Raw genomic sequence first — 20,853 nt, 5'->3', positions numbered from 1 at the left:
AACCAATGGACACAATTGTGCCGCATTAGCGCCCGCAGTGCACGCGGGCGCGGCTGTCAAATCGCGGATGTCACTTCCTGAAGCGTTCCGTCAGGGCGTCGGCCACCACTGGATGGACGAATTTGGCGATGTCTCCACCCAATGCCGCGATTTCCCGGACCAGAGTCGAGGAAATGAAGGAATAGCGCTCTGACGGGGTCAGGAACAGGCTTTCCACATCGGGGGCCAGTTGGCGGTTCATGTTGGCCAGCTGGAACTCGTATTCGAAGTCGGACACCGCCCGCAGACCACGCAGGAACACATTGGCCTGCTGTTCCTTGGCGAAATGCGCCAGCAACGTAGAGAAGCCGATGACTTCGACGTTGGGCAGGTGCTTGGTGACCTCGCGAGCCAGTTCTACCCGTTGATCCAGTGGAAACAGCGGGTTTTTCTTCGGGCTGGCAGCTACCGCAATGATCACTTGGTCGAACAGCCGCGAGGCACGTTCAACCAGATCGCCATGGCCCTTGGTAATAGGGTCGAAAGTACCTGGGTACAACACTCGGTTCATCGCGTCGTCCTGGCAGGAGTGCGTTGGGGAGTCGGATGGTATCGCAGCAGTGGCGGTCGGCCAAGTCGGCTGCGCACGCTCAAGGCACTATAGACAGTGAGGGCATTTGTTGTCATGTGTTGCTCGCCAGTCGCTGAATCAGGTTGTCACTGAGCCGAGCAGCCAGCGCATACACCGACAGTTGAGGGTTGGCACCGATGCTGGTCGGGAACAACGAGCCGTCGTGAATCGACAGATTGGCCAGTTGATGATGGCGTCCCAGGCTGTCGCACACTGCCTGTTGCGGGTTTTCCCCCATGCTGCAGCCGCCCATGACATGGGCACTGCCCAGGCGGGTGCGGAACAGCTCCAGGTTCAGCCCGTCGATCATCTGCCTTGCCTCGGCCAGGCTTTTTACGTAGCGGCCCGCGCTGTGCAGGGGCAACACGGCGTCAGCACCGGCGGCGAACTGGATCTCGGCCATGCTGTGGAAGGCACGGCGGATGCCGTCCCAGGTGTAGGCCGACACCGGGTAGTCCAGCACCGGCGAACCGTCGTCGCGTAGCTGTACGTCACCGCCACTGCTTTCCGGGTGGAAGCCGTCGCGTAGCAGCGCGAGCATCACGTGGGTGTTGGGCAACTGCTCCATGCGCATGGCGTTATCGCGGCCAAAGCTGCCGAGCAGGGTACTGGCCAGTGCCGGATGTAGCGGCGGCACCTCCAGCTTGTAGCCGATCGGGCCGGCGACACCGTCACGCCACTGGAAGTGATCGGAGTAAATCGATTGCGGAGCGCCGTAGAACGGGTTGACCTTGTCCTTGAACAGGGCGGCACTGAAGTTGACCAGATGCAGAAAGGTCCGCTTGCCCAGGCGTTGATGCGGGTCGGGCGCGTCCGAGCGCAGCAGCAGGGCCGGGCTGTTGATACCGCCGCCGGCGAGCACGTAGTGTCGTGCCTTGACCAGGAGCGTGCGGCCTGTCGGACTCACGCAGCGTGAATCCATGGCCTGGCACTGCAGGGCGCTGATTCGTTCACCGTCGTGCAGCAGGCGCTCGGCGCGGGCCAGGTAAATCAGCTCGCCGCCCATGTCGAGGGTGGCAGGAATGGTGGTGACCAGCATCGATTGCTTGGCGTTGGTCGGGCAGCCCATGCCGCAATAGCCCAGGTTCCAGCAGCCGCGCACATTGCGCGGGATGACCTTCCAGTTGAGTTTCAGTGCTTCGCAGCCACGCTTGAGTACATCGTTGTTGGCGTTGGGCGGCATGATCCACGGCGCGATGCCCAGGCGCTGCTCCATGCGCTCGAACCAGGGCGCCAGCTCGGTCTCGCTCAGGCCAACCACACCGTGCTCGCGGGCCCAGTGCTGCAAGGTGGGCGCCGGAGTGCGAAAGCTCGACGTCCAGTTGATCAGGGTGGTGCCGCCCACGGCACGGCCCTGGAGAATGGTGATGGCGCCGTCCTTGCTCATGCGCCCGATGCCTTCCTGGTAGAGGCTGGCGTAGGCCTGGTCTTCGAGCAAATGGAAATCGCTGCTGGTCTTCAGCGGGCCCTCCTCAATCAACAGCACCTTGAAGCCGGCGGCGCTGAGCAGCTCGGCCGTGGTGGCGCCACCGGCACCGCTGCCGATGATGGCGATATCGGCTTCCAGGGTCAGGTCCTGGTCCAGGCGCGAGGCGTCACGGGCTTTCCAGCCGCGGGCGAGGCCTTCGCGAAACAGGTCGGGTACGGGCATCTACAGCCTCTTGTCGTTATTGTTTGGTTCAGATCTTTGGCGGGCCGAGGTAACCACAATTTGCCCAGGATGCGGGCATCTCATACCAGGCCATGTGCAGCAATTGCAGCAACGAACTGTGGCCCATGCGCAGCAGATTCAGCGAGCTGTCCTCCCATCGTTGCAAAAAAGCCTGAATCTGCGCCTGGCTGGCATTTTCCCAGGCACCCCAGATACCGGTCAGCGGCCCGCGGGTGACTGGCAGGGCCAGCACGTCGAACAGCTGTTGAGTCAGCTTGAGCATGGCCGGGGACAGGCTGGCGAGCTTGCCGTCCAGTTGGCGCAGCACGGCTTCGGTGTTTTCAGGTGCCTGGGTACCGTCGAGCAGCACCGGTATCAGTGCCTGCAAAATCGGCAGGTCACCTGAGCGCAGGGTGATGAAACCGTTGGCCGGTGTCGACGCCGAGCAACCGCTGAGGCTGGCAGTCAGCCCCGCAGTAGCCAGAAAAACGCTGGCGCCGAGGCTGAACCGGAGCAGCCCACGACGGCTCAGGGCGGGGGATACAGGCAGGCTTGTAGTCATTGTTATCGGGCCTGGTAGCGGGTTAGCGGATGAACAGCTTGAACACCAGCTTCATCACCGACTTGCCATAAGGCGGGTAGATCAGGCGAGCGGCGTTGAAGCGTTGCTTGGCGAACACCGCCTTGGCTTTGCTGAAGGTCAGGAAACCTTCGTGACCGTGGTAATGCCCCATCCCCGACGGCCCGACACCGCCGAAGGGCAGGTCGTCCTGGGCGACATGCAGCAAGGTGTCGTTGAGGCAGACGCCACCGGAATGGGTGTGCTCCAGCACCTTTTGCTGCTCGGCACGGTCGTAGCCGAAGTAGTACAGCGCCAGCGGACGAGGGCGCTGGTTGATGTAGGCTAGCGCCTCGTCAAGGCTGTCGTAGGGCACCAGCGGCAGCAGCGGGCCGAAGATTTCGTCCTGCATCACGCGCATGTCGTCGTTGACCTGCTGCAGCAAATGCGGGGGCAGGCGACGGCCCTGTCGTGGTTCCTGGGGGTACAGGTCGACAACGTGCGCGCCTTTGCTGCGGGCATCTTCCAGGTAGCCCTCCAGGCGCGCCAGATGCCGTGCATTGATGATCGCGGTGTAGTCGGGGTTGTCGGCCAGGGTCGGGTAGAAACGGTGCACGACCGAACGGTAGGTTTGCGCAAATTCGTCCAGGCGTGCTCTGGGCACCAGCACATAGTCAGGAGCCACGCAGGTCTGTCCGGCATTGAGCGTCTTGCCGAAGGCGATGCGCTCTGCCGCATCGTTCAACGGCACACTTGCGGAGACAATGGCGGGCGACTTGCCGCCGAGCTCCAGGGTCACTGGCGTCAGGTTTTGCGCCGCCGCAGCCATCACATGGCGTCCGACACTGGTGGCACCGGTGAACAGCAAATGATCGAAGGGCAGGCGTGAGAAAGCCTCGCCAACGTCCGACTCACCCAGCACCACGCAAACCAGATCCTCGGGAAAAACAGCTTCGAACAGTTGCTTGAGCAGCAGGCCTGTCGCCGGCGTGGCCTCGCTGAGTTTGAGCATGACCCGGTTGCCGGCAGCCAGGGCGCAGGTCATCGGGCCGATAGCCAGGAACAACGGGTAGTTCCAGGGCACGATGATGCCGACCACCCCCAGCGGTTGATACAGCACCTTGGCGCTGGCCGGCTGAAAGGCCAGGCCGACGTTGCGTGGCGAGGCTTTCATCCATTGCTTGAGATGGCGCTCGGCGTGGCGCAGGCCCTGAACACTGGGCATCAGTTCGGCCAGTCGGGTTTCGTCGGCGCTGCGACCGCTGAAGTCTTCGCTGATGGCGGCGATCAGTGCTTCCTGGTGTGTCAGCAACAGCTCGCGCAGGCTCTTGAGCCATTGCAGGCGCTGGGCTCTGGGGGGCATGGGGTTACCCGCAAAGGCCTGACGCTGGGCGCTGAACTGCTCGGCGAGGTGGTCAAAGGCGGTAGGGTGCAAAAGACGTGCGGCATCGGCGGTCATGCGGAACTCCACGGCAGCGTGTTTTTTCTAGAGCATAAACTCTAATATCAGCATAATGCGACTAGTTTTTGACGACGAGCAGGTACATCAGGGTCTGGATAAACCGTAAGATGGACCTATTCACTCAAAGCCGGCATCTGGATCTGATCATGGCTCCGCGCATCAAGACCCGCGAACGCATCGTGCAGAACAGCCTGGAGCTGTTCAACCAGCAAGGCGAGCGCAGTGTCAGCACCAACCACATCGCAGCCCACATGGAGATTTCTCCGGGGAACCTGTACTACCACTTCGCCAACAAGCAGGAAATCATCGCGGTTCTCTTCACCCAGTACGAAGAGCGCGTCGAAAGTTTTCTGCGTCCGCCGCAGGGCCGAGTCGCCACGGTTGCCGACAAGCGTTTCTATCTCAAGGAACTGTTGGCGGCGATGTGGGACTTCCGCTTTTTGCACCGTGACCTTGAGCACCTGCTCGACAGTGACAAGGAGCTTGCTGCGCGCTACCGGCGTTTCTCGCAGCGCTGCCTGATTCAGGCCCAGGGTATCTACCGCGGTTTTGTCAGCGCAGGCCTGGTGGAGATGGACGCCATTCAGATCGAATCACTGACCCTCAACGCCTGGATCGTGCTGACTTCCTGGGTGCGCTTTCTCTGCACCACCCGCGAAAACTCGGCGCACCTGAGTGAGGATGCGATCAAACGCGGTATCTATCAGGTGCTGGTGCTGGAACTCGGTTTTGTTACCGCCCAGGCGCGTCCGGAAGTGGACGCCCTGTGCGAGGAATTCTACGTTTCGCTTAATCAGGCACTGGAGCAGTAGCGCCCAGGCCTTATTCGTTCAATCGTTCAGGAGACTGTCATGCCCCTCGCGCAACTGATCACCGCCCAGCAATTGGCCGACCGCCTGGAGGCGCCGGCGCTGGTGATTCTCGATTGTCGTTTTGCCCTGGAAGATGTCGATTACGGCCAGCGCAGCTATGCCGAGGGGCATATTGCCGGTGCGCATTTTGCCGATCTGGAGCGTGATCTGAGTGGGCCTGTGATCAAGGGAGTGACCGGTCGCCACCCGTTGCCTGACCCACAGCGGCTGGTGGAAAAGCTGCGTGCCTGGGGCATCGACAATGACAGCGACGTGGTGCTGTACGACGACGGTCCCGGTGCGTTTGCCGCGCGGGCCTGGTGGCTGCTGGCCTGGCTGGGCAAACGCAGTGGGGTTTTTATTCTTGATGGCGGCTTGAAGGCCTGGCATGCAGCCGGATTGCCATTGAGCCTCGACCCGCCGAGCAAGCGCGAAGGCAGTTTCAGCGGCGCTCCCGATGAAAGCCTGTTGATCAGTGCCGAACAGCTGGGCGAGCGCCTGAACCAGCCGGGCCTGACCTTGATCGACGCCCGTGGTTTACCGCGTTTTCGCGGTGAGGTAGAGCCCATCGACCCGGTGGCCGGGCACATTCCCGGCGCGCAGTGCGCGGCATTTACCGACAACCTGGATGCAGATGGCCGTTTTCTTGAGCCAGAGCTGCTGAAAAAGCGTTTTGCGCAAAAGCTGGGCAAACGTTCGCCCGATCAACTGGTGGCGTATTGCGGCTCAGGCGTCACGGCCTGCCACAACCTCTTTGCCCTGGCGTTGGCGGGTTATCCGTTGGGCACGTTGTATGCGGGGTCCTGGAGCGAATGGATCACCGACCCGCAGCGCCAGGTGGCCACAGGCGACTGACGCGGCGTTTGTGTAACGCCTACGCCGGCACAGTTTCCAGCCACTGAGGAATTCGCCGCTCGAGATAGTAACCAGGGCTATGCAGGCTGCCATCGACGAAGCCGACATGCCCACCGCGGGAGTGCAGTTCGAAGGTGGTGCCTGCCGACAGCTCGTTGGCGGCAGGCAAACTGTGGCTGAACACGAACGGATCGTCACTGGAGTGAATGATCAGGGTAGGTGTGCGGTTCTCACCGAGAAAATAGCGGCTGGATGCCCGGCGGTAGTAATCCTTGGCATCGGTAAAGCCATTGAGCGGCGCCGTGACCCGCCCGTCGAAGTCCCAGAACGTGCGCAGGTTTTCCAGCGGCCCGAGGCGCTCCAGTGCGGCCAGGCCGTCATAGTGCCCACGGTGCTGAAAGTGACGCTGCTTGTCCTTCACATAGGCCAGCATGGCGCGCATGAAGTGCGCCTGGTACACCCGCGAGAACCCCAGGCCAATGCGGTCGGCGCATTGATCCAGGCGAAAGGGTACCGAGACCGCGACGGCGCCTTGCAGGTGGCTGGCTGAACCGACTTCACCGAGGTGTTTGAGCAGTACATTGCCCCCCAGCGAATAGCCAACGGCATACAACGGTGCCTGCGGTCGTTGCGCGCGCAGGTGTTCGATGGTTTCAGCGAGGTCTTCGCTGGCACCTGAATGGTAACTGCGCGGGAGCAGGTTGGGTTCCCCAGAGCAACCACGCCAGTTCAGGGCGACGCTGCTCCAGCCACGGCGTGCCAGTGCGTGCTGCAAACCAATGACATAGGGGGAATTGGACGAGCCGGTCAACCCATGAAGCACCAACACCAAGGGTGTAGTGGCTTCATGGGGGCCGTGCCAGTCCAGATCGAGAAAGTCGCCGTCCGCTAGCCACATTCGCTCGCGCTGTCGGCTCAGGCTTGCCGGTTTACGCCACAACGGCCCCCAGAGTGTTTGCAAGTGCGGGTTACTCAGCCCCAAGGCTGGTTTGAAGGGGCTGGAAGGGGGCAGGTGCATCGTGGCGTACTCACACATTTCTTTCACACAAGTGTATGCACGCTGACCACGGCCTGCATGTGCCGGTCAGCCGGATGCAGGTTCGGGCAGGTCGTGCTGATCGACACTGGGGCCGACGCTGATCTGCACCAGCTTGTCGAGCTTCAGGTGTTTTTTCAAGGCGACTTTCAGCTGATCCAGGGTGAGTGCCTCGATCTGTTCGAGGAAGGTTTGCCTGCTGTCCAGCGGGAGTTGATGAAAACCCATTTCCGCCAGCAGGTCGCTTAATTGCCCGTTACTGACCGCACCCAGCAGGTAGCTGCCGCGCAGTTGCTCTTTGGCGTCCTCGAACTGTTGAGGGGTCGGCCCCGTGTCGGCATAGTCCTGAAGCAGGTTTTCCAGCAAGGTCATGGCGCCATCCTGGTATTTGGCCTGGACTTCGGTGGTGAAAATCCAGAGCCCGCTGTCGGTCGACTGGACCAGGTGTGCGCCTGCACTGTAGGTCAGTCCTCGCTCGGTGCGCAGCACCTTGAACAGCCGGGAGGTGGTACCAGGGCCGCCTAGCATCAGGTTGGCCAGTGTCAGTGCCGGTGCGTCTGTATGCTGGATATCGATTCCGGGCAAGGCAAACAACAGGAACGACTGCGTGCCGGGGTGATCCAGGTGATAGATCTCCGCTTCGAACCCTGCCGGAGGCTGCAGCGAAGGCAGGCGTGGGCCCGCAGGTAGAGCCGCAGAGATTTGCAGCGCTGTTTCGCGCGCCTGTTCTGGTGAGAGATCGCCTACCAGCGTGATCAAGGCATTGCCGGCGCTCAGGGCTTGCTGATGAAAGGCGGTTATATCCGCTATCTGCAGGTTGTTGATGCTCTGCGCGGTGCCTGTGTCGTTTGCGGCGAAAGGATGATTGGCATAAGCATGTTCAAACAACCGATCGACCGCTTTGACATACGCCAGGCTTTGTCGCTGTGTCGAGGCATTGATCAGCTGGTCTTTGACCTCTTGACGCTTTTCGTTGGCAAACAACGGCTGCCCGAGTACTTCAGCCAGCAACGCAACCGCTTGGCTTCGGTGTTGCTCCGTACTCAGGCTGCGTAAGCGGATAGTCGCCTTGGTGCGTGATGCGGAGGTGTAAAAACGGGCGCCGATTTCATCAAATCCCTCGGCGATCTGCATTGCGCCCCTGTGCTGCGTACCCTCCTTCAGCATGCCCAAGGTCAGTTGTGCCAGCCCCGAGGCGCCATCGTCGCGGGCGCTGCCCGCGTCGAACAGCACCTGCAGGTCGAACATCGGCAGCTCTGGCCTGTGAACAAACAGTACCCGGCTGCCTTGCGGGGTTTGCCAGGACTCGATGGGCACCTGCAACTGGGTGGATGGCGGCGAGAGGGAGGTCAGCGACTCTAGCGCTGCAGGGGCGGGGAGGCCCTGACTGTGGGCAGTGCCTGCCAGTGTGAGGACGGCGAGCAGCAGTATCTGGATAGTGTCAGTCATCATGGGCCTCCTTGGCCTGCATGTAGGCAACTGCCAGGCGTTCTGCACTGAAGTAGGTGTGGGCGACATACTGGATCTGTTCAGGTGTCACGCGGGCCAGGCGACTGGCGTCGCTGTCCGGTTGTGCGAGTGGTAGGCCGCTGCCCAGCGTGGCGGCGATCTCGTCGGCACGACCCGACAGGCTGTCCTGAGCGTAGGTTTTATTGGCCAGTAGCAGGGCCTTGGCTCTGGCAAGCTCCGCCGGTGTGGGCGGGGTCTGTATGAGCGCATGCAGCTCGGCCCAGACGGCTTTTTGCAACACCGCCAACGGTTGAGGGTTGGCGGCGCTCACCGACGCTTCAATTTCGAACAGCGTGTCGCCTCTGGCCATGGGGTCATAATTGGCCGACGGGTTGGCGAGCAGACCTTGCTCGCGTACCAGGCGCGTATTAAGACGGGCACTCATGCCTCGCCCGAGCATTGCCTGAATCAGGCGCAATGCATCGACATTGGCGGTGTGCGCAGTAGTTGCATAGCTGGGTACGTTGAAGGCCATGAACAGCTTGGGCGTGCTGAACTCGTTGTAGACCGTGACCTGTCGCAACCCTGCGGCAGCAGACTGCAACGGGCGTTTCGCGTCAGGCAGGTCGCGCCGGATAATGCGGGCAAAGTAGTGTTCTACCTGGTTTTTCACCTCGTCTCGCCGAACATCGCCGACAATGATCAGCGTGGCATTGTTCGGCACGTACCTTGACCGGTACCAGGCCTTCAACTCGTCGTTGCTCATGCGCTCGAGGTCACTCATCCAGCCGATCACCGGGGTGTGATAGCTGCTGGCCGGATAAGCGATGGCTTGCAGCTGTTCATACAGCAGAGCCCGCGCATCGCCTTCGACATGCTGTCGGCGCTCGGCTTTCACGCTTTCTATCTCACGGAGAAACTCGGCCTCATCGAGGAGAGCGCCGTCGAGCAGGTCGGCGTTGAGCTCTATGGCGACAGCCAGGCGGTCGTTGGGCAAGGTCTGGTGGTACACCGTGTAATCGCGGGTGGTGTAGGCGTTGTCACTGCCGCCCAGGCGCTCGATGATCTGTGAGAACTCGCCGGGCGCAGCTTTCGAGCTGCCGCGAAAGAGCAAGTGTTCAAGTGCGTGAGAAAGGCCTGACTGGCCCGGGTGTTCGTGGCTCGAGCCCACCTTGACCAGCAGATGGGTGGTAACCACCGGCGCACGACGATCCTCGGCAACGACCACCTGCAGGCCATTGTCCAGGGTGAATTCGTGGCGGGTGGGCGTGTCGGCCGCCGCCTGGGCGGTCAGCCCTAGCAGGCCAAGCAAGCTGCAACAGGTAAACATGCGTCCGTGCATAAGGGTGTTCCTTCTGGTGAATAACCAGGAACACGATCAGCCAGGGCGTCGGGGAAAGGGGATTAACTATCTATTGCACAGGCCGACGACCCGGCCGTAGCCGGGTCGTGGCGGTATTTAACCGCGCTGCCAGAGTGCGTAGTACACCTGACCGGCCTTTTTCTCCCGGTGCAGGCGCCAGTTGGCGGGTAACTGCAGGGTCGACGGCGGGGTCTCGCTTTCGGTGTAGATCCAGGCGTTAGCTGCCAGCCACTGGCGTTCTTCGAGAAGGGCGCAGGTAGTTGTCAGCAGGTTCTGGTGAAACGGCGGATCGAGGAACACCAGGTCGAAGGCGAACTTCGGCTCACCCTGCAGGTAACGCTGGGCATCGCTCTGGATCACCTGGCCGCGTGGGCAGCGCAGGATCTCGAGGTTCTGTCGCAGGCTGGCGATGGCGGCCGGATTGCTGTCCAGGGCCACGGCGTCGCCGGCACCCCGCGAAAGCGCCTCCAGGTAAAGCGCGCCGCTGCCGGTATAGGCATCGAGCACTTTGGCGCCTTCGATGTGCGGGGCGAGCCAGTTGAACAGGGTTTCGCGCACCCGGTCAGGCGTCGGGCGCAGACCTGGGGCCTCAGGGAAGCTCAAGCGGCGGCTGCGCCATTCGCCGGCAATGATGCGCAGGTGGCCCTGGCCGTTATGTGGCTTGGCCGATTTTGCAGAGGGACTGGCCATTAATGCTCCGGTACGCCAAGCGGCTGCTCGGCGGGTTTGTCAGTGGGCGGCGGCAGGGGTTTCTGCGGCACGCTGGGGCCGGCAGTGACGATAACCATCTTGTCTGCCGCCAAGTGTTTGTTCAGTGCAGCTTTGACCTGCTCGGTGGTCAAGGATTGGGACTGCTGCATGTAGTCTTCCAGCCAGGTCAGTGGCAGGTCGTAGAAGCCGATGGCGCCAAGCTGGCCGACGATGCTGGCGTTACTGGCGTTCGATAGCGGGAAACTGCCGGCCAGTTCACGCTTGGCGTCATCCAGTTCCTGCTGGGTCGGGCCGGTCTTGAGGTAATCGGCGAGGATGTCCTGAACCAGCTTGAGTGTCCCTTCGCTGAGCTCGGCACGGGTCTGCAGGTTGATCATGAACGGCCCACGCACCTGCATGGGGCTGAACACCGAATACACGCCATAGGTCAGGCCACGCTTCTCGCGCACCTCGCTCATCAGGCGGGTGCCAAAGGTACCGCCACCGAGAATCTGGTTGCCCAGCGACAGTGCGGCGTAGTCCGGGTCCTGGCGGTCGATACCCAGTTGAGCGAGCATCAGGTGGGTTTGCTTGGACGGAAACTCGATGTGGCTGGCGCCCGCCTTCGGTTCACTCGGCTGCGGCAGTTTGGCCAGTGCCGGGCCTTTTGGCAGAGCGGCCGAGACCTGGTTGGCAATGGCTTCGGCTTCGCTGCGGCTCAGGTCGCCGACCAGGGCGATGACAGCATTGCCGGCGGTGTAGGCCTTGGCGTGGAAGTCACGCAGTTGCTCGAGGGTGATCGGCGGGATGCTTTTGGCATCGCCATCGCTCGGGTGTGCGTAGGGGTGGGTGCCGTACAGGTGCTCGAACAGGGCGATACCGGCCAGTTTGCCCGGGTTCTGCTTCTGGTACTCGAAACCGGCCTGCATCTGGTTCTTGATGCGGGTCAGCGCCTCTTGCGGGAAGGTCGGCTTGCCGACCACTTCAGCGAACAGCTTCAGCGCCGGTTCGCGCTTGTCCGTGGCGCTCAGGCTGCGCAGGGTGGCCACGGCCATGTCGCGGTAGGCACCGTTGCCAAAGTCTGCGCCGAGGCCCTCAAAGCCTTCGGCGATCGCGGTGACGTCCTTGCCGGCTACCCCTTCGTTGAGCATGGCATTGGTCAGGGTGGCCAGGCCCGGGGCGTTGCCATCCTGGCTGCTGCCGGCGGCGAAGGTCAGGCGCAGGTCGAACATTGGCAGCTCGCGGGCCTCTACGAACAGGACCTTGGCGCCTTCGGCGGTGTTCCAGGTCTGGATGTTCAGTTGCCGGCGGCTGGGCGCCTTGCCATCGAGCTCGGCCAGGGTCTGAAGTTTGTTGGCCGGCTTGGCGGCAGTGCTGGTGGCAGGTTGCGCGGCATTGTCCGACTGGGCCGGTTTGGCCAGGAAGAACGCCAGCACGCCAACCATCAGCAGGATGACGAGTCCGATCAGGGTGTAGCGGGGTGCGCTGCGATCACTCATGAGCGTTCTCCTCGGGCAATACATGGGCAACGCTCAGGCGTTCGCGGGTGAAATAGGTGCGCGCCGCGTTCTGGATGTCGGCCGGGGTAACGCTTTTCAGCTCGTCGAGCTCACTGTCGATCAGCTTCCACGACAGGCCGACTGTTTCCAGCATGCCGATGGCCGAGGCCTGGCTGCTGATGGAGTCGCGGTCGTAAACCAGGCCGGCAATCACCTGGGCGCGGACGCGTTCCAGCTCTTCAGCCGAGGGCGGGGTGGTCTTGAGTTCGTCGAGCTGCTTCCAGATACCGCTTTCGACTTGCGCCAGGGTCTTGTTCTTCTGCAGGTTCGGCGTTGCCGAGATCATGAACAGGCTGTCGCCGCGGGTGAACGGGTTGTAGCTGGAGGAAGCGCTTGAAACCAGTTCCTCACCCCGCTCCAGGCGACTTGGCAGGCGGGCGCTGTAGCCGCCGTCGAGCAACGCAGTGATCAGGCGCAGTGCGTGCACCGTGCGCGGGTCCTTGGCGGTGGCCAGGCCGGGCACGTTGAAGCCGTAGATCAGGCTGGGCAGTTGGGTACGAACATGCAGGGTGGTTTCCCGCAGGCCCGGTTCAGCCAGTTCAAGCGGCAGTTTGCTCGGCGGCGTGGCACGCTTGGGGATCGCGCCGAAGAAGCGCTGGGCCAGGCCTTTGACTTCGTCGACGGTGACGTCGCCGACCACCACCAGGGTGGCATTGTTGGGGGTGTACCAGGATTCGTACCAGTGACGCAGTTCTTCGACCTTCATGCGATCGAGGTCAGCCATCCAGCCGATGGTCGGCGTGCGGTAGCTGCTGGCCGGGAAGGCCATGGCGCTGAACAGTTCGAACGCCTTGGCGTTGGGCTGGTCGTCGGTGCGCAGGCGGCGCTCTTCCTTGATCACTTCGATTTCGCGGCTGAACTCGTCGGCCGGCAAGCGCAGGGTGGCCATGCGGTCGGCTTCAAGCTCCAGGGCGACCGGCAGGCGGTCGCGCGCCAGCACCTGGTAATAGGCGGTGTAGTCGTCGCTGGTGAACGCATTTTCTTCGGCACCCAGGTCACGCAGGATGCGCGAGGCCTCGCCGGGGCCAAGTTTCTCGCTGCCTTTGAACATCATGTGCTCAAGGGCATGGGAAAGGCCGGTCTGGCCCGGGGACTCGTAGGTAGAGCCCACTTTGTACCAGATCTGCGAGACCACCACCGGCGCGCGATGGTCCTCGCGCACGACCACTTTCAGGCCGTTGTCGAGAATGAACTCGTGGGTGGGCTGCGGAGCGGCGGCGAAGGCGGCGAACGGCAGACAAACTGTGCTGAGCAACAGGCCAGCGGCGCGGCGGGCTAGAGCATTCATACGTTGTTTAACCTGTAGGACTGCCCGCGTGGTCTTAGCGTCAGCGGGCTAGGAGGTGCTAGGATACTGATCCGGTTGCCTGACGACCATGCCTGTCGTGGATCTGACCCGCAGGCCACACGACAAAATGTTGCGCATGAACGTGCCGGAATAAAAGTAGTCTGTTCTGCGTTAAAAGAATTTTCGAAGCGCCACAGTGGCGCATCGCTACCCTGAGATAGCCGTCTTCCATGTTTGGTTCCAACGACGACAAAAAGACGCCGGCTGCGGCTGGTGAAAAGAAGGGCCTGTTCGGCTGGCTGCGCAAAAAGCCGCAGCAACCTGTTGCCGAACAGCCACAAACCCCTGCACCGATCGAACCGGAGCAGCCTGCAGTGCCGGCCGTCGAAGCGCAGGTTACAGTTGCGCCGATCAACGACCAACCTACAGCGGTCGTGGTCGCCGAGCCTGCTCAGCCTGTGCCCGTTGAGGCGCCGCAAGCGCCGTTTGTCGGCCTTGTGCTGCCCGTTCCGGAGGAGCCGGTAGCGCTGGTGGCTGATCTGGAGCCGCACGCGCCGCCGCCGATTCCAGAGCGCCCGGTACCTGTTGCTGAAACTCAGGTAGAGCCTGCGCCGGTCATTGCAGAGCCTGCACCTGCACCTGCACCAGAGCCTGTTGCGGCAGCAATCCAGACGCCCGAGCCTGTAGCGCCTGTAGCGCCTGTAGCGCCTGTAGCGCCTGTAGCGCCTGTAGCGCCTGTAGCGCCTGTAGCGCCTGTAGCGCCTGTAGCGCCTGTAGCAGCCCCAGCTCCCGTTCCCGCGCCGGTAGTTGAACCCGCCCCCGTCGAAGCACCTGCTGCGGCCCGTGTCGAAGAGAACAAAGGCGGATTCTTCGCCCGTCTCAAGCAGGGCCTGTCGAAAACCAGCGCCAGCATTGGCGAAGGCATGGCCAGCCTGTTCCTGGGCAAGAAGGCCATTGACGATGACCTGCTCGACGAGATTGAAACCCGCCTGCTGACCGCTGACGTCGGCGTCGAGGCCACCTCGGTGATCGTTCAGAGCCTGACGCAGAAGGTCGCGCGCAAGCAGCTGGCCGACAGCGACGCCCTGTACAAGTCGCTGCAAGGCGAGCTGGCCGACCTGCTCAAGCCGGTTGAACAACCGCTGCGCATCCAGGCGCAGAACAAGCCGTTCGTGATCCTGGTAGTCGGCGTCAACGGTGCCGGTAAAACCACCACCATCGGCAAGCTGGCGAAAAAACTGCAGCTTGAAGGCAAGAAAGTCATGCTCGCCGCCGGTGACACCTTCCGTGCCGCAGCGGTCGAGCAACTGCAGGTCTGGGGCGAGCGCAACCAGATCCCGGTGATCGCCCAGCACACCGGTGCCGACTCTGCCTCGGTCATCTTCGACGCTGTCCAGGCCGCCAAGGCCCGCGGCATCGACGTACTGATCGCCGATACCGCCGGTCGCCTGCACACCAAAGACAACCTGATGGAAGAGCTGAAGAAGGTCCGTCGGGTCATCGGCAAGCTCGATGCCGACGCGCCGCACGAAGTCCTGCTGGTGCTAGATGCCGGCACCGGTCAGAACGCGATCAACCAGGCCAAGCACTTCAACCAGAGCGTCGAGCTCACCGGTCTCGCCCTGACCAAGCTCGATGGCACGGCCAAAGGCGGGGTGATCTTCGCCCTGGCCAAGCAGTTCGGCCTGCCGATCCGCTATATTGGCGTGGGCGAAGGTATCGACGATCTGCGCACCTTCGAAGCCGAACCCTTCGTGAAAGCACTGTTTGCCGAGCGGGAGCATCCATGATTCGATTCGAACAGGTCGCCAAACGCTACCCCAATGGCCACGTAGGCCTGCATGAGTTGAGTTTTCGGGTGCGTCGGGGCGAATTCCTGTTCGTCACCGGCCACTCCGGCGCAGGTAAAAGCACCTTGCTGCGCCTGCTGCTGGCCATGGAGCGACCGACCAGCGGCAAACTGCTGCTGGCGGGCCAGGACCTCGGGCAGATCAGCAACGCGCAGATTCCGTTCCTGCGTCGGCAGATTGGCGTGGTGTTCCAGAACCACCAGCTGCTGTTCGACCGCACTGTGTTCAACAACGTCGCCCTGCCGCTGCAGATCCTTGGCCTGTCCAAGGCCGAAGTGGCCAAGCGGGTCGACTCGGCGCTTGAGCGCGTGGCCCTGTCGGACAAGGCCGAACTGTTCCCCGGCGACCTGTCGACCGGTCAGCAACAGCGTGTCGGTATTGCCCGCGCGATCGTCCACCGTCCGGCCCTGCTGCTGGCGGACGAGCCGACTGGTAACCTCGACCCACGCCTTGCGGCGGAAATCATGGGTGTATTCGAAGACATCAACCGCCTGGGTACCAGCGTGCTCATCGCCAGTCACGACCTGGCGCTGATCGCGCGCATGCGCCATCGCATGCTGACCCTGCAGCGTGGCCGTTTGATCGGTGACGGGGAGGCCGGCCAATGAGTGCAACACGCAGTCCCAAAGTGTCCGAGCGCGTCGCACCGAAAGCCGCCGATCCACAACCGGAAAAGAACAAACGCAGCAGCCATGACGACGACGGGCCGGACTTCCGTACCCTGTTGCACGCCTGGCTGGAAAGTCACCGCTCGAGCCTGGTCGACAGCTTGCGCCGCCTGGGCAAGCAGCCGATTGGCAGCTTTTTCACTTGCCTGGTGATGGCAGTGGCCCTGAGCTTGCCCATGGGCCTCTCGCTGCTGCTGAGCAACGTCGAGCGTCTGGGAGGCTCCTGGCAGCGTGCGGCGCAGATTTCCCTGTACCTCAAGCTCGATGCCAACAGCCGTGACGGTGAGGCCTTGCGTGAGCAGATCAAGGCGCTCCCCGGGGTAGCCGAAGCCGAGTACGTCAGCCGCGAAAAGGCCCTGGAGGAATTCCAGCAGCAATCCGGCCTTGGCGATGCGCTGCGCGAACTGCCTGAGAATCCCCTGCCGGGTGTGATTGTGGTCACTCCGGCAGAAGTCGACAAACCCGCCCTTGAAGCCCTGCGCCAACGCCTTGCAGAGCTGCCCAAAGTGGACGTGGCGCAACTTGACCTGTTGTGGGTCGAGCGCCTGGCGGCGATTCTCAAGCTGGGCGACCGGTTTGTGTTCGGCCTGACGGTGTTGCTGATTTCGGCGCTGCTTTTGGTAATTGGTAACACAATTCGCCTGCACATCGAGAACCGCCGTACCGAGATCGAGGTGATCAAGCTGGTAGGCGGCACCGACAGCTATGTGCGCCGGCCTTTCCTGTACATGGGCGCGTTGTATGGTCTGGGCGCAGGGGTATTGGCCTGGGGGGTGCTGGCATTTGGCCTGAACTGGCTGAACGATGCGGTAATCGGGCTTTCCGGGCTGTATGGCAGCGACTTTGCGTTGGCGGGCGTCCCGTCTGCCGATGGTCTGTCGCTCTTGCTTGGTGCGGTGTTGTTAGGGTATATCGGTGCTTGGATTGCGGTGGCCCGCCACCTGAGTGAGCTGGCACCGCGATAGTGTCTTTTTGCTTGTATTGACTCTTTTCATTTTTAGGGAACTTGTTTCGCGGTTCCCGGTCAATGTTGGCAGTGTCTTCGGGCACGAGTTTAGTGAGTCGGAGGTTTTTTCGTATGACCACTTCGTTGCAACCTGCCTATGCCCTGGTTCCCGGCGCAAACCTGGAAGCCTACGTGCACACGGTCAACAGCATTCCATTGCTGACGCCGGAGCAGGAGCGTGAACTGGCCGAGAGTCTCTACTATGAGCAGAATCTTGAGGCGGCTCGGCAAATGGTGCTCGCCCACCTGCGTTTTGTCGTACATATCGCGCGTAGCTATTCCGGCTACGGGCTGGCTCAGGCTGACCTGATCCAGGAAGGTAACGTTGGCCTGATGAAGGCGGTCAAACGTTTCAACCCGGAAATGGGTGTGCGCCTGGTGTCCTTTGCAGTGCACTGGATCAAAGCCGAAATTCACGAGTTCATCCTGCGTAACTGGCGGATCGTCAAAGTCGCCACCACCAAGGCCCAGCGCAAGCTGTTCTTCAACCTGCGCAGCCAGAAAAAGCGCCTGGCCTGGCTGAACAACGATGAAGTTCATCGTGTGGCCGAAAGCCTGGGTGTGGAGCCGCGTGAAGTCCGTGAGATGGAAAGCCGCCTGACCGGTCAGGACATGGCGTTTGATCCTGCGTCCGAAGCCGACGACGACAGTGCGTTCCAGTCGCCGGCCAACTACCTGGAAGACCATCGCTACGACCCGGCGCTGCAATTGGAAGATGCCGACTGGAGCGACAACTCCACCAGCAACCTGCACGAAGCCTTGCAGGGTCTGGACGACCGTAGCCGTGACATCCTCTACCAGCGCTGGCTGGCCGAGGAGAAGGCCACCCTTCACGACCTGGCCGAGAAATACAGCGTGTCCGCCGAGCGGATTCGCCAGCTGGAAAAGAACGCGATGAACAAGGTGAAAGCCTTGATCGCAATCTGAGCCGCGATACGGCAATAAACAAAAAGCCCCGACGTGTCGGGGCTTTTTTATGGTGCCAGGTCTTTCAGGCGGCAGCGCAGGTCTATAATCGCGCCACATTGGCACTGTCACTTCTTTCGCCACCCACATCGAGACTGTTATGACCATTTCCTTGTATGCCGCTTCCGTTCCTGTTTTCAAGCAAATGCTCAACGCCTTGAGTGATGTCCTGAACAAGGCCGAAGCGCACGCTACGGCAAAAAACATCGACCCGAGCGTGTTCCTGCAGGCGCGCCTGTACCCGGACATGTTTCCGCTGGTTCGCCAGGTGCAGATCGCGGTTGATTTCGCCAAGGGCGTATCGGCGCGTCTGGCCGAGGTCGAGTTGCCGAAATACGACGACAACGAAACCACCTTTGCCGAGCTGCAAGCGCTGATCACCAAGGTTCTGGCTTTCCTCGACGGTTTTGCGCCAGCGCAGATCGACGGCAAGGAAGGCATCGAAATCGTTACCCGTCCGGGCACGCCGAAAGAGAAGCGCTTCACGGGTCAGGCTTACCTGCTGACTTACGGCCTGCCGCAGTTCTTCTTCCACGTCACCACCACGTACGCGATCCTGCGTCACAATGGTGTGGAAGTGGGCAAGCGTGACTACATGGGTGCGTTCTAAGCGCTAACCCGGTAATCGGCACACACTGAAAACCCGGCAAAGTTTGCGCTTCGCCGGGTGTTTTTATGGGTTCCAGGGTGCCCGGCGCGGGCTGTCCAGCTGGCTGAGGTAATCGCTGCCGCCCAGCTGGCGCATCTGCTGGCGTATCCAGCCGGCACGCCGTGCGACATAACTGCTGGGGCGGCTGGCGCTCCAGTTGAGTGGGCTCGGCAGCACGGCGGCAAGCAGGCTGGCCTGCTGACGGCTGAGGCGGTTGGCATCTACACCAAAATGATGCTGCGCTGCCGCTTGCGCGCCAAACACGCCTTCACCCCATTCGGCACTGTTGAGGTACACCTCAAGAATCCGTTCCTTGGACCACAGCAGTTCAATCAGGGCGGTGAACCAGGCTTCCAGGCCTTTGCGCAACCAGCTGCGGCCCGACCAGAGGAATTGGTTCTTGGCCACCTGCTGGCTCAGGGTACTGGCGCCGCGAATGCTGCCGCCGCGTTCGTTGTGGGCGAGAGCGGCCTGAATGGCGATGAAGTCGAAGCCCCAGTGATTGGCAAATTTCTGGTCTTCGCCAGCAATCACTGCGACTTTGAGCTCGTCTGAGATGCGCTCCCAGGGTTCCCAGTCGCGTTGCAGGTCGATGGGCTGGCCATTGAACCAGGACTCGACCTTGCGTTCGACCATCAGCGCTGTGCCCGGTGGGGGTACCCAGCGCAGCACCAGCACCAACAGGGCGCTACCGGCAGCAAACCAGAGCAGGGCGCGGGCGAGACGACGGATAATGGACGACAACATAGACATGGCTTGGCCGAACCGAATGAGCGGGCCATTATACAGACCCTGTGATGACTAGGAGTCGCCTCATGTTGCGTAGTTTTCTAATGCTCGCCGCCTTTTTCGGCTTCACCGGGGTTGCCTTGGGCGCCTTTGCAGCCCATGGCCTGAAGGGGCGCCTGAGCAGCGAGTACCTGGCGATTTTTCACACCGGGGTGACGTACCAGCTTGTCCATGCCCTGGCGCTGCTGGCGGTGGCGGTACTGGCTGCGCAATTGCCCGGCAGGCTGGTGGGCTGGGCTGGCGGCCTGTTCGCGCTGGGTATCGTGCTGTTTTCCGGCAGCCTCTACCTGTTGACCCTGAGCGGCATCGGCAAACTCGGCATGATTACCCCGATTGGTGGCCTGGCCTTCCTCGGGGGCTGGCTGTGCCTGGGGCTCGCCGCCTGGCGCCTGGGTTGACCCAGCGGTCCAAATCGAGACGAATGGCGATGCTTGGCCTTGGTCGCAGGGCGTGATCAGGGCTAGAATGCGGGCCCCTAAAAATAATGGTGGCCGTGCGCATGCGCATTCAATTGAACGGTGAATCCTTCGAGTTGCCCGATGGCGAGAGCGTCGAGGCCCTGCTGACCCGCCTGGACCTTGTCGGGCGTCGCGTCGCAGTAGAACTCAACCTGGACATCGTGCCACGCAGCCAGCACGCAGCCACTGCGCTGCGTGAAGGCGATCAGGTCGAAGTCGTGCATGCCATCGGCGGCGGCTAAGCCCCCAGGATTACCTTGCAAGTCCCTCAACCTTTCAGAGGATTTCCGATGAGCAACCTTCGCAGCGACAAGCCCTTCACGCTGGCCGGCCGTACTTTCCAGTCGCGCCTGCTGGTTGGTACCGGCAAATACCGTGACCTTGAAGAAACCCGCCTGGCCATCGAAGCCTCGGGCGCCGAGATCGTCACCGTAGCCGTACGTCGTACCAACATCGGCCAGAACCCGGGCGAACCGAACCTGCTCGATGTGCTGCCGCCGGACCGCTACACCATTCTGCCGAACACCGCCGGGTGCTACGACGCCGTCGAAGCCGTGCGCACCTGCCGCCTGGCGCGCGAACTGCTCGATGGCCACAACCTGGTGAAGCTGGAAGTACTGGCCGACCAGAAAACCCTGTTCCCCAACGTCATCGAAACCCTCAAGGCCGCCGAAGTGCTGGTCAAGGACGGTTTTGACGTGATGGTCTACACCAGTGATGACCCGATCATCGCGCGTCAGCTGGCCGAGGCGGGTTGCATCGCAGTCATGCCGCTGGCTGGCCTGATCGGTACCGGCCTGGGTATCTGCAACCCCTACAACCTGCAGATCATTCTCGAAGAATCGAAAGTACCTGTGCTGGTGGATGCCGGTGTCGGTACCGCTTCAGATGCCACCATCGCCATGGAAATGGGCTGCGAGGCCGTGCTGATGAACTCGGCCATTGCCAATGCCCAACAGCCGATCATGATGGCCGAAGCGATGAAACACGCCATTGTCGCCGGCCGTCTGGCGTACCTCGCCGGCCGTATGCCGAAAAAACTCTATGCCAGCGCCTCGTCGCCGCTGGATGGTCTGATCAAGTAAGAGCTCCTG

General features: G+C 61.9%; 20 protein-coding genes and 1 pseudogene. 10 read left to right on the top strand and 11 right to left on the bottom strand.

The window, feature by feature from the left end; all coding sequences use genetic code 11:
• Positions 1 to 70: 70 nt before the first annotated feature.
• The 4 genes from coaD to DM813_RS02045 all read right to left on the bottom strand — a co-directional run bounded on the left by coaD (position 71) and on the right by DM813_RS02045 (position 4,279).
• A complete protein-coding gene (gene coaD, locus DM813_RS02060) occupies positions 71 to 550 on the bottom strand; it encodes a pantetheine-phosphate adenylyltransferase (protein WP_128321785.1) in 480 nt (159 codons plus the stop codon).
• A 112-nt stretch (positions 551 to 662) separates the two neighbouring features.
• Positions 663 to 2,261: a GMC family oxidoreductase gene (locus tag DM813_RS02055; protein WP_128321784.1), complete on the bottom strand. Its 1,599-nt coding sequence runs from the start codon at positions 2,259 to 2,261 to the stop codon at positions 663 to 665.
• 28 nt (positions 2,262 to 2,289) lie between these two features.
• Entirely contained in the window at positions 2,290 to 2,823 is a 534-nt protein-coding gene (locus DM813_RS02050) for a twin-arginine translocation pathway signal protein (RefSeq protein WP_128321783.1), read from the bottom strand.
• 22 nt (positions 2,824 to 2,845) lie between these two features.
• Entirely contained in the window at positions 2,846 to 4,279 is a 1,434-nt protein-coding gene (locus tag DM813_RS02045; RefSeq protein ID WP_128321782.1) for a coniferyl aldehyde dehydrogenase, read from the bottom strand.
• Positions 4,280 to 4,428: 149 nt separating this feature from the next.
• On the opposite strand from DM813_RS02045, the gene DM813_RS02040 reads away from it, so the two are divergent.
• Positions 4,429 to 5,094, top strand: a complete 666-nt coding sequence (locus tag DM813_RS02040; protein WP_128322134.1) for a TetR/AcrR family transcriptional regulator — start codon at positions 4,429 to 4,431, stop codon at positions 5,092 to 5,094.
• 39 nt (positions 5,095 to 5,133) lie between these two features.
• Complete coding sequence (locus DM813_RS02035) at positions 5,134 to 5,988, top strand: sulfurtransferase (protein WP_128321781.1); 855 nt, start codon at positions 5,134 to 5,136, stop codon at positions 5,986 to 5,988.
• Positions 5,989 to 6,007: 19 nt separating this feature from the next.
• Here DM813_RS02035 and DM813_RS02030 read toward each other — a convergent pair whose 3' ends face one another.
• The 6 genes from DM813_RS02030 to DM813_RS02005 form a co-directional block, all read right to left on the bottom strand.
• Entirely contained in the window at positions 6,008 to 7,006 is a 999-nt protein-coding gene (locus DM813_RS02030; protein ID WP_128321780.1) for a hydrolase, read from the bottom strand.
• 66 nt (positions 7,007 to 7,072) lie between these two features.
• Positions 7,073 to 8,473, bottom strand: a complete 1,401-nt coding sequence (locus DM813_RS02025) for a M16 family metallopeptidase (RefSeq protein WP_164897196.1) — start codon at positions 8,471 to 8,473, stop codon at positions 7,073 to 7,075.
• Entirely contained in the window at positions 8,466 to 9,815 is a 1,350-nt protein-coding gene (locus tag DM813_RS02020; RefSeq protein ID WP_128321778.1) for a M16 family metallopeptidase, read from the bottom strand. Before DM813_RS02020 ends, DM813_RS02025 begins: the two co-directional genes overlap by 8 nt.
• 117 nt (positions 9,816 to 9,932) lie before the next feature.
• Positions 9,933 to 10,526 (bottom strand): 16S rRNA (guanine(966)-N(2))-methyltransferase RsmD, encoded by a 594-nt coding sequence (gene rsmD / locus DM813_RS02015; RefSeq protein ID WP_128321777.1) that lies wholly within the window; start codon positions 10,524 to 10,526, stop codon positions 9,933 to 9,935.
• Positions 10,526 to 12,025 (bottom strand): M16 family metallopeptidase, encoded by a 1,500-nt coding sequence (locus DM813_RS02010; protein ID WP_128321776.1) that lies wholly within the window; start codon positions 12,023 to 12,025, stop codon positions 10,526 to 10,528. Before DM813_RS02010 ends, rsmD begins: the two co-directional genes overlap by 1 nt.
• On the bottom strand, positions 12,018 to 13,373 hold the full coding sequence (locus DM813_RS02005) for a M16 family metallopeptidase (RefSeq protein ID WP_128321775.1): 1,356 nt from the start codon (positions 13,371 to 13,373) through the stop codon (positions 12,018 to 12,020). Before DM813_RS02005 ends, DM813_RS02010 begins: the two co-directional genes overlap by 8 nt.
• A gap of 230 nt (positions 13,374 to 13,603) precedes the next feature.
• Between DM813_RS02005 and ftsY the strand changes: the two genes are divergently transcribed.
• From ftsY to DM813_RS01975, 5 genes are all read left to right on the top strand, one after another.
• Complete coding sequence (ftsY, locus tag DM813_RS01995) at positions 13,604 to 15,163, top strand: signal recognition particle-docking protein FtsY (protein WP_128321774.1); 1,560 nt, start codon at positions 13,604 to 13,606, stop codon at positions 15,161 to 15,163.
• Positions 15,160 to 15,831 (top strand): cell division ATP-binding protein FtsE, encoded by a 672-nt coding sequence (ftsE, locus tag DM813_RS01990; RefSeq protein WP_038615591.1) that lies wholly within the window; start codon positions 15,160 to 15,162, stop codon positions 15,829 to 15,831. Before ftsY ends, ftsE begins: the two co-directional genes overlap by 4 nt.
• Complete coding sequence (ftsX, locus tag DM813_RS01985) at positions 15,828 to 16,856, top strand: permease-like cell division protein FtsX (RefSeq protein WP_128321773.1); 1,029 nt, start codon at positions 15,828 to 15,830, stop codon at positions 16,854 to 16,856. Before ftsE ends, ftsX begins: the two co-directional genes overlap by 4 nt.
• A 113-nt stretch (positions 16,857 to 16,969) precedes the next feature.
• A complete protein-coding gene (gene rpoH, locus DM813_RS01980; protein ID WP_038615587.1) occupies positions 16,970 to 17,824 on the top strand; it encodes an RNA polymerase sigma factor RpoH in 855 nt (284 codons plus the stop codon).
• Between the two features lie 139 nt (positions 17,825 to 17,963).
• On the top strand, positions 17,964 to 18,473 hold the full coding sequence (locus DM813_RS01975) for a DUF1993 domain-containing protein (protein ID WP_128321772.1): 510 nt from the start codon (positions 17,964 to 17,966) through the stop codon (positions 18,471 to 18,473).
• 63 nt (positions 18,474 to 18,536) lie between these two features.
• Here the strand turns inward: DM813_RS01975 and mtgA are convergent.
• Positions 18,537 to 19,294, bottom strand: a pseudogene (gene mtgA, locus DM813_RS01970) (monofunctional biosynthetic peptidoglycan transglycosylase).
• Between the two features lie 33 nt (positions 19,295 to 19,327).
• On the opposite strand from mtgA, the gene DM813_RS01965 reads away from it, so the two are divergent.
• The 3 genes from DM813_RS01965 (at position 19,328) to DM813_RS01955 (ending at position 20,844) form a co-directional block, all read left to right on the top strand.
• Entirely contained in the window at positions 19,328 to 19,699 is a 372-nt protein-coding gene (locus DM813_RS01965; RefSeq protein WP_128321770.1) for a DUF423 domain-containing protein, read from the top strand.
• A 101-nt stretch (positions 19,700 to 19,800) separates the two neighbouring features.
• Positions 19,801 to 20,001: a sulfur carrier protein ThiS gene (thiS, locus tag DM813_RS01960; RefSeq protein WP_128321769.1), complete on the top strand. Its 201-nt coding sequence runs from the start codon at positions 19,801 to 19,803 to the stop codon at positions 19,999 to 20,001.
• Positions 20,002 to 20,049: 48 nt separating this feature from the next.
• Entirely contained in the window at positions 20,050 to 20,844 is a 795-nt protein-coding gene (locus tag DM813_RS01955) for a thiazole synthase (protein ID WP_038615579.1), read from the top strand.
• Positions 20,845 to 20,853: the final 9 nt, after the last annotated feature.

The organism is Pseudomonas alkylphenolica (assembly GCF_004025535.1).
GTDB classification, from domain to species: domain Bacteria; phylum Pseudomonadota; class Gammaproteobacteria; order Pseudomonadales; family Pseudomonadaceae; genus Aquipseudomonas; species Aquipseudomonas alkylphenolica_A.
This window is presented reverse-complemented; position numbering and strand designations above follow the sequence as displayed.